The sequence below is a fragment of the Xenorhabdus bovienii genome, from assembly GCF_024721015.1.
GTDB classification, from domain to species: domain Bacteria; phylum Pseudomonadota; class Gammaproteobacteria; order Enterobacterales; family Enterobacteriaceae; genus Xenorhabdus; species Xenorhabdus bovienii.
The window spans coordinates 1-16,997 of the sequence record NZ_JANAIF010000075.1 but is presented as its reverse complement, the minus strand read 5'-3'; the positions used below and the strand labels follow the sequence as shown (position 1 = coordinate 16,997).

At 42.2% G+C, this 16,997-nt stretch carries 16 protein-coding genes; 8 read left to right on the top strand and 8 right to left on the bottom strand.

Translation table 11 applies throughout. The features are described 5' to 3' along the window. Positions 1–428: 428 nt before the first annotated feature. Together NXS07_RS15895 and NXS07_RS15890 are read left to right on the top strand one after the other, a co-directional pair. The gene (locus tag NXS07_RS15895) at positions 429–806 is read left to right on the top strand and encodes a type II toxin-antitoxin system HigB family toxin (RefSeq protein WP_258087127.1); all 378 of its coding nucleotides are present in this window, start codon (positions 429–431) and stop codon (positions 804–806) included. Between the two features lie 3 nt (positions 807–809). After that, positions 810–1,280 carry a helix-turn-helix domain-containing protein gene (locus tag NXS07_RS15890; protein WP_038204870.1) on the top strand — a complete coding sequence of 157 codons (471 nt, stop codon included), beginning with the start codon at positions 810–812 and terminating at the stop codon, positions 1,278–1,280. A gap of 54 nt (positions 1,281–1,334) precedes the next feature. Here NXS07_RS15890 and NXS07_RS15885 read toward each other — a convergent pair whose 3' ends face one another. From NXS07_RS15885 to NXS07_RS15875, 3 genes are all read right to left on the bottom strand, one after another. Continuing rightward, a complete protein-coding gene (locus NXS07_RS15885; RefSeq protein ID WP_038222745.1) occupies positions 1,335–2,342 on the bottom strand; it encodes a TauD/TfdA family dioxygenase in 1,008 nt (335 codons plus the stop codon). A 202-nt stretch (positions 2,343–2,544) separates the two neighbouring features. Continuing rightward, on the bottom strand, positions 2,545–3,096 hold the full coding sequence (locus NXS07_RS15880) for a LeuD/DmdB family oxidoreductase small subunit (RefSeq protein WP_038222743.1): 552 nt from the start codon (positions 3,094–3,096) through the stop codon (positions 2,545–2,547). Continuing rightward, positions 3,093–4,391 (bottom strand): 3-isopropylmalate dehydratase large subunit, encoded by a 1,299-nt coding sequence (locus NXS07_RS15875; protein ID WP_038222741.1) that lies wholly within the window; start codon positions 4,389–4,391, stop codon positions 3,093–3,095. The genes NXS07_RS15880 and NXS07_RS15875 overlap by 4 nt, the downstream gene beginning before the upstream one ends. A 289-nt stretch (positions 4,392–4,680) precedes the next feature. Between NXS07_RS15875 and NXS07_RS15870 the strand changes: the two genes are divergently transcribed. Beyond that, positions 4,681–5,601, top strand: coding sequence for a LysR family transcriptional regulator (locus NXS07_RS15870; protein WP_258087126.1), 921 nt, complete (start codon positions 4,681–4,683; stop codon positions 5,599–5,601). Positions 5,602–5,663: 62 nt separating this feature from the next. On the opposite strand, the gene NXS07_RS15865 is transcribed toward NXS07_RS15870, so the two are convergent. From NXS07_RS15865 to speA, 4 genes are all read right to left on the bottom strand, one after another. Continuing rightward, positions 5,664–6,443 (bottom strand): L-threonylcarbamoyladenylate synthase, encoded by a 780-nt coding sequence (locus tag NXS07_RS15865; protein ID WP_038197005.1) that lies wholly within the window; start codon positions 6,441–6,443, stop codon positions 5,664–5,666. 55 nt (positions 6,444–6,498) lie between these two features. Continuing rightward, positions 6,499–6,984 carry a YbhB/YbcL family Raf kinase inhibitor-like protein gene (locus NXS07_RS15860; protein WP_258087125.1) on the bottom strand — a complete coding sequence of 162 codons (486 nt, stop codon included), beginning with the start codon at positions 6,982–6,984 and terminating at the stop codon, positions 6,499–6,501. A 188-nt stretch (positions 6,985–7,172) separates the two neighbouring features. After that, positions 7,173–8,099 carry an agmatinase gene (speB, locus tag NXS07_RS15855; RefSeq protein WP_038204880.1) on the bottom strand — a complete coding sequence of 309 codons (927 nt, stop codon included), beginning with the start codon at positions 8,097–8,099 and terminating at the stop codon, positions 7,173–7,175. A 66-nt stretch (positions 8,100–8,165) separates the two neighbouring features. Continuing rightward, entirely contained in the window at positions 8,166–10,070 is a 1,905-nt protein-coding gene (gene speA, locus NXS07_RS15850) for a biosynthetic arginine decarboxylase (RefSeq protein ID WP_038197558.1), read from the bottom strand. A gap of 669 nt (positions 10,071–10,739) precedes the next feature. On the opposite strand from speA, the gene metK reads away from it, so the two are divergent. Then, on the top strand, positions 10,740–11,894 hold the full coding sequence (gene metK, locus NXS07_RS15845; RefSeq protein ID WP_038187799.1) for a methionine adenosyltransferase: 1,155 nt from the start codon (positions 10,740–10,742) through the stop codon (positions 11,892–11,894). A 101-nt stretch (positions 11,895–11,995) separates the two neighbouring features. Further along, entirely contained in the window at positions 11,996–12,535 is a 540-nt protein-coding gene (locus NXS07_RS15840; protein WP_258087124.1) for a SprT family zinc-dependent metalloprotease, read from the top strand. Positions 12,536–12,608: 73 nt separating this feature from the next. Here NXS07_RS15840 and NXS07_RS15835 read toward each other — a convergent pair whose 3' ends face one another. After that, positions 12,609–12,956 carry a DUF6694 family lipoprotein gene (locus NXS07_RS15835; protein ID WP_238125299.1) on the bottom strand — a complete coding sequence of 116 codons (348 nt, stop codon included), beginning with the start codon at positions 12,954–12,956 and terminating at the stop codon, positions 12,609–12,611. Positions 12,957–13,659: 703 nt separating this feature from the next. Here NXS07_RS15835 and NXS07_RS15830 point away from each other — a divergent pair. From NXS07_RS15830 to NXS07_RS15820, 3 genes are all read left to right on the top strand, one after another. Then, on the top strand, positions 13,660–13,824 hold the full coding sequence (locus tag NXS07_RS15830; protein ID WP_258087123.1) for a hypothetical protein: 165 nt from the start codon (positions 13,660–13,662) through the stop codon (positions 13,822–13,824). A 105-nt stretch (positions 13,825–13,929) separates the two neighbouring features. After that, positions 13,930–15,066: an ABC transporter substrate-binding protein gene (locus NXS07_RS15825; RefSeq protein ID WP_046337473.1), complete on the top strand. Its 1,137-nt coding sequence runs from the start codon at positions 13,930–13,932 to the stop codon at positions 15,064–15,066. 208 nt (positions 15,067–15,274) lie between these two features. Further along, complete coding sequence (locus tag NXS07_RS15820; RefSeq protein ID WP_258087122.1) at positions 15,275–16,615, top strand: dicarboxylate/amino acid:cation symporter; 1,341 nt, start codon at positions 15,275–15,277, stop codon at positions 16,613–16,615. Positions 16,616–16,997: the final 382 nt, after the last annotated feature.

Genomic DNA, 16,997 nt, shown 5'->3' with positions numbered 1-16,997 from the left:
CCGTGGAGTATGAGCTAAATACTCTATTGGAAGGTTATGGTGCTAAATTTGCAATTAATTTTTCTTGATTACTTATTTGGTTAATCTTATCATCCAGTTTCGACATATTAATATGATCTAAATTAGCATCCCACTCAAAAAGAAAATTCCTATTTATATTAAATAATATTTATTTTATGGATGCTTGCTACTATCAATTATCCATTCCTTTGGTTGTCGTAATCACACGGTGAACATGAAGCTGCTGCAAACATTACCTGATAAATATCAAGCTGGCTCGCAATTTTATGACAATTTGATACTGATACTACAGCAACGAGTGTTGACGTATATTATCGAGTGATATTCTTTGCTCACAAACAGAAGGGACTCTGACGTTTTTTCAAATCTTGCCAATATCGCAAATTGCGATATTATAAGGGAGCGGTATGCGAGTGCGAGTTATCACTGCACGAGTCATCATTGAAGCAATGAGGAAACATGCTCAATGGAAAGTTGGGTTAAAGCTATGGCTGGATGTTTTTGATAAAGCAGCTTTGCGGTTTGAATCTTATGCCCAGATACGTGATCTCTGGCTTCAAACATCTGCATGGAACGTTGATCGTATACCTCATGAGCTATTGGAGGCAGGGAATCAGAAGGGGCCGCTTGATATTTATATATTTGATATTCATAAAAATAAATGCAGGATAATTGCATGGCTTAACCCCAAATCCGGTACTTTTTATATTAAAGATGTTTGCTCCCATGCTAAATACGATAGATGGTGGCGTGAACAAACCAAATCAAACAGGCCAAAAAGGTAAATCATGAGACAAGCATTACTCGTTTATGAAGAAATTGATGGGATCATCAAGAAATTACCGCAAATGATGCAGTCAGTATCTGATCAACTCAGCCCTCTTGCCCTTTTATTTTCCGCCTGCCTTGAACCCGTAGAGAACGAAGAAGATCTTAAAGCTCGGATGGTCATAATTGATGAATTGTATTCATATGCCGATGATACTGAGCATGTAGCAGCCAAATTCGCCGATTTTGTCACAGATCGCATTTATGAATATGAAACCAAAAACCGGAATGTATCTAACGTCAGCCCGCGTGAAGCACTGGCTTTTTTTATGAAAGAACGGAGGATCAGGCAAGCTGATCTGTGTGATATTGCCACTCAAAGTGTGATATCAGAGATCCTTCACGGAAAGCGTTCAATGACAATTCAACAAGTGAAAGGGTTTGCTAAATTTTTTGGGGTTCCCGTTGAAACGTTTATGGGAACGCTATAATGCCAAAAACCACCGCTACCTATGGTGGTTTTTGAATGTTAGGAAAAAGAACGATTATTCCCTAACAAAACCAGGAATTGCTGGATCAAAGTACTCTTTGTATTTATTTAAACACTCTTCATCCCTGAAACTATACGTTTTTAAAAGCCAGCGTTTTGCCGCTGCGTTTTTATCAACAACTTTGATAATCTCACGATTATGCAATGAGTCCTGATTAGCAAAAGAAAATAAATCACCATTATTAATGGCAATACGTTCTTTTTTGGCTTTTGTGATTGCATTTTTCAAAGCCAGAAGTGCTTGAATAGATTCTTTTGGTGCATCTGGTAAATAAGTAGTGCGGGTATCGTAGTAGCGGAATGTATGGATATTCTCAAGAATGATATGTTTTTCAGAATAAATCTGTCCTTGGTTTGAGTCCCTTGAATATTCATCGTAAGGTGTCATATACCAAGGCTGACGTAGCCATTCTTGTGATTCCGGTTTTAGATAAGAAAGCAGATCCTTGCCATCAAGATATCCGGTATAAATCAAGTTCTGCTCACTACAACGCATGCCAAGCAAACTAAGAAAATCAGCCCTGACAGGATGCGCAGTGCGGTCATTGTGGAAATAGAGTTCACCATCAGTTTTCTGGGTCTGGGTATTGGAATATTTTTTATGGGCATACACATCATGGAAGAAATCACCGTTATTACGAGTCCTGTAAGCAAGCAACGGAGTACTGGTTAGTTGCGAGAAAAGTTCCAGCAAACTTTCTCCTATGAATGTTGTTTTCTTCCTGTATTTATCACTGACAGGATCAGATTGTTCGAATTCAGGAATAATTTTATCAATTGGAAGGTTACGAAGTAATTGGGCATTAATCCCATTTAGTCGTCTTTCATTTTTTATGTTGTTACAAACTTCTATAAATCTGGCAGGTACTTTCTCTGAAAAAACAAGACTATTAATTTCACGTTTGAAATTAATATAATCCATATAGGGATTATTTTTTATTAAATTAAGAATATTAAAAAGTGTTCCATTTTCTAATCTATCAAACTCGTAAATACTAACCATTTTCCATTCTCCATAATTTATTGATAATTTTACCTTATAAAGGTATGAAAACATCTGAGAAGAACATCTCAAAAAATTACTTTGGTAATTACAAAAGGAAAAGTTAATAATAAATAAGTGATATAATACTGAAAATAACAACTATTTATATTTTTAATTCAAATAGCCATCTATTTAAAATAATAATAGATGGCTATATTTATTATTTTATCCTGCCTGTCGCCCGGGCATAAGAGAATAACCCACCCGCCGCGACAATATTCGCCAGTTCCCCAACCGGATCGGTGGGATATTTTTCGCTATTTTCCAGAAAAGTCACTGTCTGGTTTACAATATCAATCTCAATCTGGTCGCCGGTGGCTAACTTGTCACACAAGCGTTCCTGTGCAGCAACGGGCAACAACTCTCCGGTAGAAACGCAATTACGGAAAAAGATACGCGCATAAGACTGTGCTAAGACAGCCTTCACACCAGAAGCACCCAGTGCAGCAACTGCATGTTCACGCGAAGAACCACAACCAAAGTTCTGCCCTGCCACAATAATCGGGTACTTTGCTTTGCCCTGTTCTTCATCAATAAAGGGCAGTGAGCCTTCCGGTAATCCACACATCGCTAATGAAGCCAGTTGAGCGTATCCTTCCGGCGTTGAGGGGTTTACCTTGAGGTATTCAGCCGTCAGGATCTGATCGGTATCGATATTGTCAGTCAAGACATAAACCGTGCCTCTGATGATGTTTTCCTTCAACACACTCATAAAAACTCCTTCGGATTGGTAATACGCCCTGTAATGGCGGCGGCAGCTACCGAGTAAGGTGATGCCAGATAGATATTGGCGCGTTTATGCCCCATTCGCCCGACAAAATTACGATTGGTTGTAGAGATGACCGATATCGGATCATTCACACGGCCAAAGGTATCCGGCGGGCCACCACAGCAAGCCGCACATCCTGATTCCGAGGAAAGTGTCACTCCAGCGTCAGTTAAGATTTGATAAACAGAAACACCATCAATCTGGGTGGTTATTGTCTTATGGAACACTTCTTTGGTAGCAGGGACGGCATAAGTAGGAATGGAGACTTTATTGCCCTTGATGACACGAGCGGCCGCAATAAAATCTTCCAGTTTACCGCCGGTACAGGAGCCGATATAAGCCTGAGAAATAGCAACGTTGGCCACTTTCTCAATCGGAACGACATTATCCGGAGAATGAGGTTTGGCAATCATCGGCTGCATATCGGAAACATCAATGTTTAACACTCGGCTATATTCTGCATCTTCGTCAGGATAAACAATCTCAAAGGGAAGGTGGTTTCTCTCAGCCAGATAATCAAGGGTGGCCTGATTAGGCACCATAATGCCATTCTTGGCTCCGCACTCAACGACCATATTGCAAATCGTCATGCGTTCTTCTACTGATAATTCATCAATGACATTACCGCTAAACTCGATGGCTTCATAAGTTGCACCATCAACCGTTAATTCTGACAATACCGCCAGAATCATATCCTTGGCCAACACGTGCGAGGGCTTGGTTCCGGTAAAATTCACTTTGATAGAAGTCGGAACTTTGAGGGGGATTTCCCCTGTACCTAACGCATAGGCGGCATCGGTAATGCCCAGTCCAATGGCGAACGCGCCGAAAGCCCCCGCCGTGACGGTATGAGAATCTGTCCCCAACAGGACTTCACCGGGGCGAGTATGCCCTCCTTCCGCCAAACCGATATGACAAACCCCTTTATAGTTTGGTGTTCCCACATCATAGAAATATTTAATGTTCTGCTCGGCAGCAAATTCGCGCATGACACGAATATTTTGATTGGCCTGCGGGTCAGCAGAATAGACAAAATGGTCGGGGATCAGAATAAAGCGAGCCGGGTCCCATATTTTGGCATCTTGACCGAACTCTTTTTTAAATACACTGGCTACTCCCGGTGTACAGGGATCGTGAGACATCAGGATATCCACTTTCGCCCAAACCACTTCACCCGGTGTGACCTGCTCACGGCCACTAGCTCGTGCGAGAATCTTTTGTGTCATAGTTTGGCTCATCTCACATTGCCTCCGAAAGATTAAAAAATAGTAAAAAAATAGAAGTCTTAACGACATTACTAACGCTTATAGCAGGGAAATACCATTGTTGGACGCACTGTTTCTCTATTGGAACAGTTGTTCTTCAGAGGGGAAATTCCTGCACTCTTATTCTGACACCATTTTTGCAGCGCAGTTTAATCTTTGGTTAAAATATCACCTTCATCTGATAGAGGAATATTGGCCTTTCTCCATAACATCTGTGGTATGTTAGGCGGAGATTCCCCCAAGTAAATCATCAGGCTATTTCATGAATAATATTGAAAATCTTACTTCGATGGTGATTTTTGCCCGCGTAGTAGAGACACTGAGCTTTACTGAAGCGGCGAAATCGTTAAGGCTATCTAAATCTTCTGTCAGCCGCGAGATCGCACAGCTAGAAGTAAGATTGGGCACTCAGCTACTCAATCGTACCACGCGCAAAATTCAAGTGACGGAAGTCGGACTGAGCTATTACCAATACTGTTCCCGTATTCTTAATGAAGCCAAAAGCGCCGAGCGTTTTATCCGAAATTTTCATGACGAACCGATGGGAAGCCTGCGCCTGATTGCTCCGGTATCCTTTGGTAGTCAGTGTATCGTCCCCGCTCTGAATAACTTTATCGCCAGAAACATTCATGTCAGCGTTGATCTGGAACTAACCGACAGAACCATCGATATGACAGATGATAACTACGATATTGCGATCATTGTGGGACGAGAAATACCGGATCATCCACTTGTCATGCCCCTGATTGATATCACTTGGGGGCTTTACGCTACACCAGATTATATGAGTCAGTTTCCGCCGATAGAAAAACCCGAAGATCTGCCCCGCTACGATTACCTGCTGTTTCGTGGCCCTGCCCATACGATTTCCCTGCCGTTCCGTAAGGAGAGGCAAAAGCTCGATATTGAAGTTCGCAGCCGTTTTCGCATCAATAACAGCGTGGCGTTGATGAGCTCGGCGCTGTCCGGTGCAGGCATTGCTTACCTGCCAGATTACATAGCCCATGAATCTGTAGCAAAAGGCAAACTTGTCCGGCTATTGCCGGGATGGAATATGGATATTTACCAAGCCTGGATGATGTTTAAATCAGAAAACACGCTTTCTTCACGTGTGCAGCTATTTGCCGACGCTTTGCAGCAGAAACTGCGGGGTGATCTTGGGGATATCAAAAGGAAAGAATAGACAGGGGAGATCAGTGCGGGTGTATCCACAACAATAAATGCACCCGCAAAAAAAATCAGTAATCAATAATAGTTACCGTGACGGTAATCCCAAGTTGTGAAGATATCAGACATTATCACCATGATCTTATGCACATCCAGCCCCTTACGAATCAATACTGGGCACGGGGTGATATCGCGCTGACCATTCTGCATCGGCACCAGTGTCCCGTTGTCATCCACCATTGAAATCATCACACCCTGCTCATAGCGGGTCTGATCCGTTTCATTTGGCTGGATAGATTTAACATAGTCATTAGCATCAATAATCAAGTCAGCGCGCTCTTCAATGCGTTCACCGATACATTCCACCAAACCACGGTTACCTTTACCTGATGGGTTAGCCGAGCTGGCAAAGGAGAATTTCCCGTAGTTTTCCCACAGTGCTTTTGCCAGAATTTCGCCCGGTTTACCGAATTTAATCACGAAACAACTGGTGCCACGGCCATCCATCATCAGTTCTTTAGAACCATCATCAGGAATACGGGCGACAGCGTCTTCTTTCCACGGCAGGATGCAGCCCAGCAACACATCTGCATCCCAATGTTTTTGATACAGTTCTTCGATTTCCGGGTTAAGCTGAGCCAATTCTTTCAACTGTTCGAGAGATCCACATAACACAACGCCGGGTTTGTTGCGATTACGCTGCTTGGCTTCGAATTTACGCTCCAGACCTTGCGCGTCAGAAGTCATAATAATGTAGCCCACTTTGGTCGGGCAGACGATCATTCCACCCTCGTTGGAAAGGATCTCTACCGCTTCCTGCTGTAATCCATTATTCCATTCAATTTTTTTATTGCTCATACTTATACCTTTTACCGGAACCCAAAATTGTTAATTAATCAGTTAACACTGGAAGTTAACGTTGATAGTAACCTGTCAGAGTGGCTGTAGTCAGGGTGTTAGCCTGAATCATAAAACGCGCAACAGCGTTTGTTGTTTCGGCATCAATCCCCAGTTTTTCTACCGATAAAGCATGTATGGTGAAAATATAGCGATGTGCCTTATCACCTTCAGGCGGGCAAGGGCCACCAAAACCAGTCTGACCATAATCATTTCTGCTTTGGATAGTGCCGGCTGGAAGACCAGAGCCATCCGCCTGACCCACATTGGCTGACAAAGCGTGTGTTTCAGCGGGGATATCAAAAGCAACCCAGTGCCAGAAGCCGCTGCCAGTAGGCGCATCAGGATCATAAACAGTGATAGCGAAACTTTTGGTCTCAGCGGGTGCATTCTGCCAAGAAAGCTCAGGGGAACAGTTATCACCATTACCACCAAACCCATTGAATTTATGATATTTATGCAAAAAATCATTATGCTTAAATTCAGGTGAGCTGATTATCATCGGTTGTCTCCTCAGTCGAATGTCTTTGCAAACATCCTAGCGGAGTTTTTCGCAGCTGCAATATCTGGTCGTGGTTTTACTGGATTGTTTCAGTTTGGGAACAATAAGTGAGGCATTCAGACTACTTGAAACAAAGAACCACCCTGGCCAGCGGGGGGTTCTTTGCAATTGGATGGTTTAATCAAAAACTAAACTTCTTTCTTCGACGCCTGCAAATACAGCAGTTCCAATCCAATCGTCGCTGCTGCCAGAGCGGTGATTTCAGACTGATCATAGGCAGGAGCCACTTCCACCACATCCATGCCAACGATATTCAGGGGTTGCAGACCACGCAGGATTTTCAGTGCGCGATCGGACGTCAGCCCGCCAATCACCGGCGTCCCTGTACCGGGCGCAAAAGCAGGATCAAGGCAATCAATATCGAATGTCAGGTAAATTGGCAGATCACCGACAACATTTTTGATCTGTTCAACAACATCATCAACACTACGATCGTTGACCTGTGCCGCATCCAATACAGTAAAACCATTGTCAGTATCGTGTTCGGTGCGAATACCGATTTGCACCGAGCGATGAGGATCTATCAGCCCTTCGTTTGGCGCATGGTAAAACATCGTACCATGATCAAACTTACTGCCATTCGGGTAGGTGTCCGTATGGGCATCAAAATGAATCATCGCCATTTTGCCGAAATGTTTCGCATAGGCGCGCAGTAATGGCAAAGTGACAAAATGATCACCGCCGAAAGACAGCATTTTCTTACCCGATGCCAGCACTTTTTCAGCATGTGCCTGCAATTTGTCGCTCATGTCCTGAGCATCACCGAAGTTAAAGACCAGATCACCGCAATCCACTACATTCAGGCGCTTGCGCAAACTGAAGTCCCACGGCCAGCGACAGCTTTCCCACGCCAGATTAGTCGATACCTGACGAATAGCGGCTGGCCCATGACGGCTGCCGGCACGCCCAGATGTTGCCATATCAAAAGGCACACCGGTAATCACCCATTCTGCATCGCTGGAATAAGGCTGGAAATTCAGCGGAAAGCGCAGGAAACCGAAGGCATTTGAAACCAAAGAGTTATCAATTTGGTTCCCTAAGGAGCTAATACTCATGATATATCCTCAAAAGCCCCGCGTTCACTGAATTTCAGCAACACGGAACTTGATTACGCTAAAAGATTACTCATCTTCCAAATAGGTGTAACCATACAGGCCGGTTTCGAATTCTTGCAGGAACTGCTCCTGCAAATTTTCATCCAGATCAGCCGCTTTCACCTGATCACGGAAACGGCTCATCAGTACCAACGGCTCCAGTTTTACATATTGGAGCATATTAGCTACAGAATCACCCTCTTCGCTCTGCTGGTAGGTCACTTCGCCGTGTTCTGAAACGTAAACATCAACGGCAGCCGTATCACCAAACAGGTTATGCATATTACCCAGAATTTCCTGATACGCCCCGACCATAAAGAAACCGATCAATGGGGGATTCTCTGGATCATAAGCCGGCATTGGCATCGTTGCTGCTATACCATCACCATCGACATAGTGGTCAATGATGCCATCAGAATCACAAGTGATATCCAACAAAACTGCACGGCGATCCAAGGGCTTATCCAGCCCTTCAATCGGCAGAACAGGGAACACCTGATCAATCCCCCACGCATCCGGCATCGACTGGAACAGCGAGAAATTCACATAGAATTTATCCGCCATACGTTCCTGCAATTCGTCAATGAACGGACGATGAGCACGGTTGCTTGGGTCAAGATCCCGCTGAATACGGCGACAGATATTTAAATAGAGTTCTTCTGCCCAAGCCCGCTCAGACAGGTTCAACATCCCGTGTGCATATTGGGTATGGACATCCTGAAGGTCAAACTGGCTGTCATGCAGCCACTCACGCAGGGAGCGAGAATAACCGCCATCCTGCATTTCCTGCCACGTATCCCACAAACTTGTCAGAGGACGTGAAGCATCTTCTGCTGGCGGTGTTGTTTCAGTAAATTCGTTATGCTCTACCCCAATGACATTAGAGATCAAGACCGTATGATGAGCAGTCAACGCCCGGCCAGATTCAGTAATCACGGTTGGATGCGGCAAACCATGCTCTTCACACGCATCACCGATTCCCCAAATGACGTTATTCGCGTATTCATTCAGGCCGTAGTTAACTGAACATTCTGACTGAGAGCGAGTGCCTTCATAATCGACGCCCAATCCACCACCAACATCAAAGCATTGGATGTTGACACCCAGTTTATGCAGTTCGACATAAAAACGGGCAGATTCACGCACGCCGGTTGCCACATCACGGATATTGGCAAGCTGAGAGCCCAGATGGAAATGCAGCAGCTGCAAACTATCCAGCTTCCCTGCTGAGCGCAGAGTTTCAACCAATTGCAGTACTTGTGCCGCCGCAAGACCAAACTTAGATTTTTCACCACCACTGGACTGCCATTTGCCCGCCCCCTGCGAGGCCAGACGCGCCCGCACACCAAGACGAGGGATCACACTGAGGCGTTCTGCTTCTTCCAGCACCATCGCAATTTCAGACATTTTCTCGATAACCAGATACACTTTGTGTCCCAGTTTTTCACCGATCAGTGCCAGACGAATGTATTCGCGATCTTTATAGCCATTACAGACAATGACCGTGCGTGTCATGCCAGCATGAGCCAGCACAGCCATCAATTCAGCCTTGGAGCCCGCTTCCAGCCCGATGGGTTCACCCGCATTTGCCAACGATTCAATCACACGACGCTGCTGATTGACCTTGATAGGATAAACCAGGAAGTAATCGCCCTTATAACCATAAGATTCACGTGCACGTTTAAACGCAGCATTAATAGAACGCAGACGATGTTGCAGAATCTGAGGGAAACAGAATAATGAGGGCAAGCGCAGCTGTTTTTTTTCTTCCTGAACTTTCTTCACCAGCTCAGTAAGTTCAACTTGAGCTCCCGGTAAATCAGGGTTTGGGCAAACACTGACATTACCCAGATCATTGACATAGTAATAGCCGCCACCCCAGTATGCGATATTGTAGGTCTGTCGCATTTTACGAGCGATATTATCATTCATGGCAGTCTCCTTCATGGAGTAGAGGTTTGCCTTCACCTGTAAAGTCAATAACCCAAGACACTATTAATAGTGCTAATAGTGCGTATCTTGCGCATTAAAAAATGCCAGGGAACAGCATGCTCTTAAATTATAGAAACGTTTAGAGGAAACTAAACAATTATTTACGGTGTGACAATATGGTGCCGACTCGATATTACCAGCCTGTTTGAATGCTTTCGGTAACATCGGAATGAGTTCATATTGAAAAGAAAGGAACTAGATGTGAATACATCAATAGCATAATGTGGCTGTTGGCCGTTAACAATCAGCAGATAATGGTGCATAACCCCATTCACCCCCACATGGCTTATCAGAACGTAAGCCGTTTCTCAATTGAGAAGCAGAACACGCAGTGAACGTACCCCGCAAACGCCCATAACCTGAAGTGCAAAAAACCCATCAGTTACGCGCGCAGTTTATACCTGCAATCAGGCAAAATTGCAAAATGAAATTTATCAAAATACATTCACTCTGACTGATCTTTTTTAGAAACGCCGAAAAATGTCACACGGCAAAAGATTTTTAAAACTAAAAAAACTGGTATCCTTGACAAGAGTGCCTTAAAATGGCCGTCTAGATGGTAAAACATCTACCCTTAAACCAAGATTATATTTAAGGTAACCAAATATAATGACTACACATCTTTTTACTTCTGAGTCCGTTTCAGAAGGACATCCAGACAAAATTGCCGACCAAATTTCCGATGCCGTTCTTGATGCAATCTTAGAACAAGATCCTAAGGCTCGTGTTGCCTGCGAAACTTATGTTAAAACTGGCATGGTCATGGTTGGTGGTGAAATCACTACCAGCGCTTGGGTTGATATTGAAGAAATTACCCGCCGTACTGTCCGTGAAATCGGCTATACCAGCTCAGACATGGGCTTTGATGCAAATTCATGTGCGGTGATTAGTGCAATTGGTAAACAGTCTCCTGATATCAATCAGGGTGTTGACCGTGCAGATCCCCTGGAGCAAGGTGCGGGTGATCAGGGGTTAATGTTTGGTTATGCGACCAACGAAACCGATGTGCTGATGCCGGCACCTATCACGTATGCGCACCGTCTGGTTGAGCGTCAAGCTCAAGTCCGCAAAAACGGTATCCTGCCGTGGCTGCGCCCGGACGCAAAAAGTCAGGTTACCTTTCAGTATGACAACGGCAAAATTGTCGGCATTGATGCCGTAGTGCTTTCTACTCAACACTCTGAAGATATCCAGCAGAAAGAACTGCAAGAAGCCGTAATGGATGAAATCATCAAGCCTGTACTGCCGGCTGAGTGGCTTACTCCAATGACCAAATATTTCATCAACCCAACGGGACGCTTTGTGATCGGTGGCCCAATGGGTGACTGTGGTCTGACTGGCCGTAAAATCATCGTGGATACCTACGGTGGTATGGCGCGTCACGGGGGCGGAGCATTCTCCGGTAAAGATCCCTCCAAGGTTGACCGTTCTGCAGCTTATGCGGCACGCTACGTCGCCAAAAACATGGTTGCGGCAGGTTTGGCTGATCGCTGTGAAATTCAGGTGTCTTACGCTATCGGTGTTGCTGAACCCACTTCTATCATGGTAGAAACGTTCGGTACTGAAAAAGTGCCAACTTCAACCCTGATCCAATTAGTCCGTGAATTCTTTGATCTGCGTCCTTATGGTCTGATCAAAATGTTGGATCTGCTACACCCAATCTATCGTGATACTGCGGCATACGGTCATTTTGGTCGTGAACATTTCCCGTGGGAAGCAACAGACAAGGCAGAAATTCTGCGTTCTGCGGCAGGATTGAAATAATACCCTGTCAGCATAAGAAGCCCGCTAATATCCTGCGGGCTTTTTCATAACTCACCATTCATTGAGCGATGAGTGAAATTACCATACCGTATACTGCCGTTATGAAATTGGTTAGAGTCCCCCTCGCACTACAGCAAGCCGTCATGCGCACTCTACGGCAAAAATTAGCACAGGCGAGTGATTACCTTGAAACAACATTTCCTGAACCCTGTGTGACCTATCGACAGAGAGGGACAATTGCCGGCAGCGCCCGCCTGCAAGGTTGGGAAATTCGCCTGAATCCCGTTCTACTGATCGAAAATCAGCAGTCATTCATTGATGAAGTGATCCCCCATGAACTGGCACATTTATTGACTTACCATCAGTTTGGCAAGGTGGCCCCTCATGGAAAAGAATGGCGCTTTGTTATGGAAACGGTGCTTAAAGTATCTGTCTGCCGGACACATCAGTTCTCAGTGGATTCTGTCCGCAGCAAAATATTTATTTATTATTGCCGTTGCCAGCAACATGAGTTGACCATACGGCAGCACAATAAAGTCCTCAGAGGAAAAAGTTGCTATCTTTGCCAGCAATGCAAGGAAAGATTAAAACTATTGGAGCAAGATAAATCCAATACCCCACAGTCAGAGAATTTTGCCTAAGAAATCCGGTTCAATGCTGGCAGATATGGCTAACATAGTATGCGCTGCAACTTGAAATCTATTGGATGTAAGTTCATTGGCTGGTAAAGTTCGCTGCTTTAATTTTTTCCGCTTCTGCAATAAGTTGATCTGCCGTTTTTCCGTGCAGTGATCGAAAAAATTTCTGTTCCAATTTTTCTATATCCCCATGTTTAATATTTCCATTCGCGCTCTCTTTAAACAGATCATCAAAATCAATGCTATTGGTCATGGCAATATTCAATGAATCATCAAATTTTAATTTTTTATCTTCCGGTAACGTATCTCTGATTTTTTCGATGGATGTTTTTACAGCTATTTCATTTGTACCATCAATTTTCAGGTGATTATCACATCCCGTTAATACAAAACCCAATAAACACACTGCCAACAAATTTTTCATGATTACCCCCGCCTATTGCCGATAAAATAATAATAGCAGAAGAGAAATAAATAAGCCGTTTTTAGTTATACCTCTATTTAAATTGAATATTATTTTCTTTTCATTGACGCTAACTCAATTAGCGCCATTCATTCTATTTGTAAGTATAAATGTAGTATCAAGAAAAGAGAAAAATAACTGCATCAGCTATTTTTAATAATAGAATACCCTGCATTTATGCCAGCCATCCTCCCAATAATTTTATCGTTACTGCAAAAAACGAAATGTATTTCTGCACCATGATTATTAATTTTGAAACCTGTTCAAGCCAGACAAAATTCCTGAGTACAATACGGAATGAGACAAATGCCATACTTGAAAAAATATCAATTTATTTTTTTTATAAAATTTATCTATTTTTGTTTACCATAGTGAACTATTCAAAATAATATATTACAGATAATAATAATCAATTACACTCTCCTGAAAACCTAACCAGTTAATCACTGGCAGATATCATTCATCATGAAACTATCCCATGCCAAACTTAACTGGCTGTTATTCAATACAAAAAACAAGTCAATAAGATTTTCATTGTATAGAAATGTAAAAAAATTGATTAATTAAAATAATTTCCATATAAAAAAATTTACTATAAATTATTTCAGCCTCTATCTTTGTCAAACAACATTATTTAGGCTTATTAATCTATTGACATTGGGGGATGAAGGAAGATGAATTATGGAAAAACATGGCCTGTGAAACAAAAAATATTTTTGATAATCATAAAACATTAATTTCAAAAGAACACTGGAAAACTGAATTCAGTGTATTACTACAAGTAACAGTGAACCATAAAGCCTTTATTAAAAATGCGATCATCCAATAATTGGAAAGATATTGTGATTCCCATGAAAACACATTATTTCCCTATATAAATCACTCATGGACTTATCGATAGTTTTCATATTACGTCTAATGCGAAGGAAAAAAAATGTCTGTCATTCATTACTCCATAAAATATTTTATATCGGTATTATTTGTGTTATTACCGATATATTCACAGGCAGAAAATATTACTGTCACAGATATTGCTGGACGAGAAGTCACAGTTAATGCTCCGGCTCAACGGGTCATGCTGACAGATAGCCGGATCATTATTGCGTTGAATATCCTGCACCCCAACGATCCATTGAAAGGTATTGTGGCATGGGATAATGCACTGGAGAAAAAAGCACCTGACCTTGCCGCAGCCTATGAGAAAAAATTTCCTCAATTAAGGGAAATCCCTATTTTCCCGAACCCCTATACCAGTGATTTCAGTGTCGAAAAAGCTATGACCTATAAACCTGATCTGGTTATTTTCGATATTGGCCTGAAGCCTAAACTGGATAACAGCAATACGGTTAAATTACTGGAAAAATCGGGGATTTCTGTCATTTTCATCGATTTTCGCCAATATCCGCTGTCCAATACCATACCCAGTATGGAGCTTCTTGGTAAGGTTTTTAAAAAAGAAGAAAATGCCGGTAAATACATTGCGTTTTATGAAAGCCGTCTGTCTTTGATCAATAAGCGTATCGGCACACTGTACCAAGAGCAGATCCCCAGTGTTTTCATCGAGTATCATGCCGGTATGCTGGGAGCAGAAGATTGCTGCGATACCATTGGTGACAATAGCTTCGGAGAGTTTGTCACAACCGCAGGGGGAGATAACGTCGGCAGTAAGTGGTTCTCAGGCATGGGAGGCAAAGTTAACGAGGAGCAATTGCTGGTCAGCAATCCCGATACTTACCTGATGACAGTAGCAGATTGGGATCAGGTTCGCGCAGGGAGCCAGTCGGTTCCTTTGGGTTATACCGGCAATTTGGAAAAATCCGAAAAGCGTTTGCAAAACTTGCTCTCCCGCCCAAATCTGAAAGTACTCAGATCGTACCGTGAAAAACGCGTGATGGCGATTTACCACCAATATTACGATTCACCATTCAATATCATTGCCGTAGAAGCCATTGCTAAATGGCTGCATCCTGAGTTGTTCAAAGATATTGATCCCCATGCAGACAGTATTTATGTTCATAAAACATTTACGGCATTGGACGGTAGCGGTGTATTCTGGGTAACGACCAAATAGTACCTTCTTAATCTAAACCTACAGGTTTTTCCTGTGGGTTTTTCTATAGATCCGGGGGCTTGTTTCTGACAGGAGTTAGGAGTAATTTTTATATTGGTCAACATGATTCTTTATGCAGCAAAAATCAAACATTTTTGCTATGAAACAATAAAGCGTTGTAAAAAGTCACCAATAAAAACAAATAATTATATTAACCACAGGATCCTTTATGGATAACACTTCCAAGAAAAAACCTTTATACCAGGTCCTTTACATTCAAGTCATATTTGCCATCTTACTGGGTATAGCGCTGGGTCATTTTTATCCAGATATTGGTGAATCACTCAAACCCTTAGGTGATGCTTTCATCAAAATTGTGAAAATGATTATTGCCCCTGTTATCTTTTTGACGGTTGTAACAGGGATAGCCGGCATGAATAATATGAAAGCCGTTGGAAGTGTCGTAGGAAAATCGATGTTGTATTTCTTGACGTTTTCAACTCTTGCTTTAATTATTGGTTTGATTGCTGCCAATATCATTCGCCCCGGAGATGGCTTAAATATCTCACCTGAATCGTTAGACAGTAGCAAAATCATCGGTTATGTGGAGAAAGCGCATGAATCATCCATCGTCGGCTTTCTCATGAATATTATACCGGAAACGGTTGTTAGCCCACTTGTGAATGGGAATATTCTGCAAGTCCTCTTTATTGCTGTTATTTTCGGTATCGCTTTAGCGTCGACAGGAAAAAAGGGGGAACCTATATTGGTGTTTTTGCAAAACTTCTCAGAGCCTGTTTTCAAGATGGTAGGCATATTGATGAAGCTGGCACCGATTGGCGCATTTGGGGCAATGGCATTTACCATCGGTAAATATGGCATTTCATCCATTGGAAATTTAATGATGTTAATTGTCACTTTTTACATGACATCATTACTCTTTATTTTTGTTGTATTGGGGGCTGTTGCTAAGTATAACGGATTCTCCATCATTAAATTAATTAAATACATTAAAGATGAACTGTGGTTGGTTTTGGGAACATCATCCTCTGAAGCGGCTTTACCTAGCCTGATGAGAAAAATGGAAAATGCAGGCTGTGAGAAATCGGTTGTCGGATTAGTTATTCCAACAGGTTATTCATTTAATCTTGATGGTACTAATATTTATATGACGATGGCTGCATTATTTATCGCTCAAGCAACAGGAATTGAGTTGAGTTTCACGGAGCAAATATCTTTATTATTAGTCGCAATGATCAGCTCAAAAGGTGCCGCTGGAGTAACGGGTGCAGGCTTTATTACGCTAGCCGCTACTTTATCTGTTGTTCCCAGTTTACCCGTAGCCGGTATGACTCTCATTTTGGGCATTGATAGATTTATGTCTGAATGCCGCGCATTGACCAATTTAGTTGGAAATGCTTGTGCCAGCATTGTTGTCGCTCGCTGGGAAAATGCTTTAGATAAAGATAAAATGCATCAAGCTTTAAATGGTAATAGACAAAATCCAGTAGAAGATATATCAATTTCCCTATCAAGTAAAAAAAATATGTCCCCTCCAGAGAATAAATAAAACTCACTGAAAATGATGTTAAAAGTCCCCGACATATGTCGGGGGCTTTTAATGATATTCATAGAATAATTTCATTACATAATAATTTGAAATTTTTAATTAAGAAATAAATTTTAGAATGATTTTATTATTCAGCAACCATAAAATATAATTCAAATTTATCACTCCATAACAATTTAATTAATATATAACATATGTATATTATTTACTTTATTATAATAAATATAAAAATATTAAATAACGGTTTTTGTTTTATATAAGTCATCATATTAATAACAATGCTGAAATATCAGATATGTATTATCATATACCCATCGTAATTGAAGATACTTGATTTTTCATTCGTATCAGATCAAGATCGCGCCCATGAAAATTACTCTGA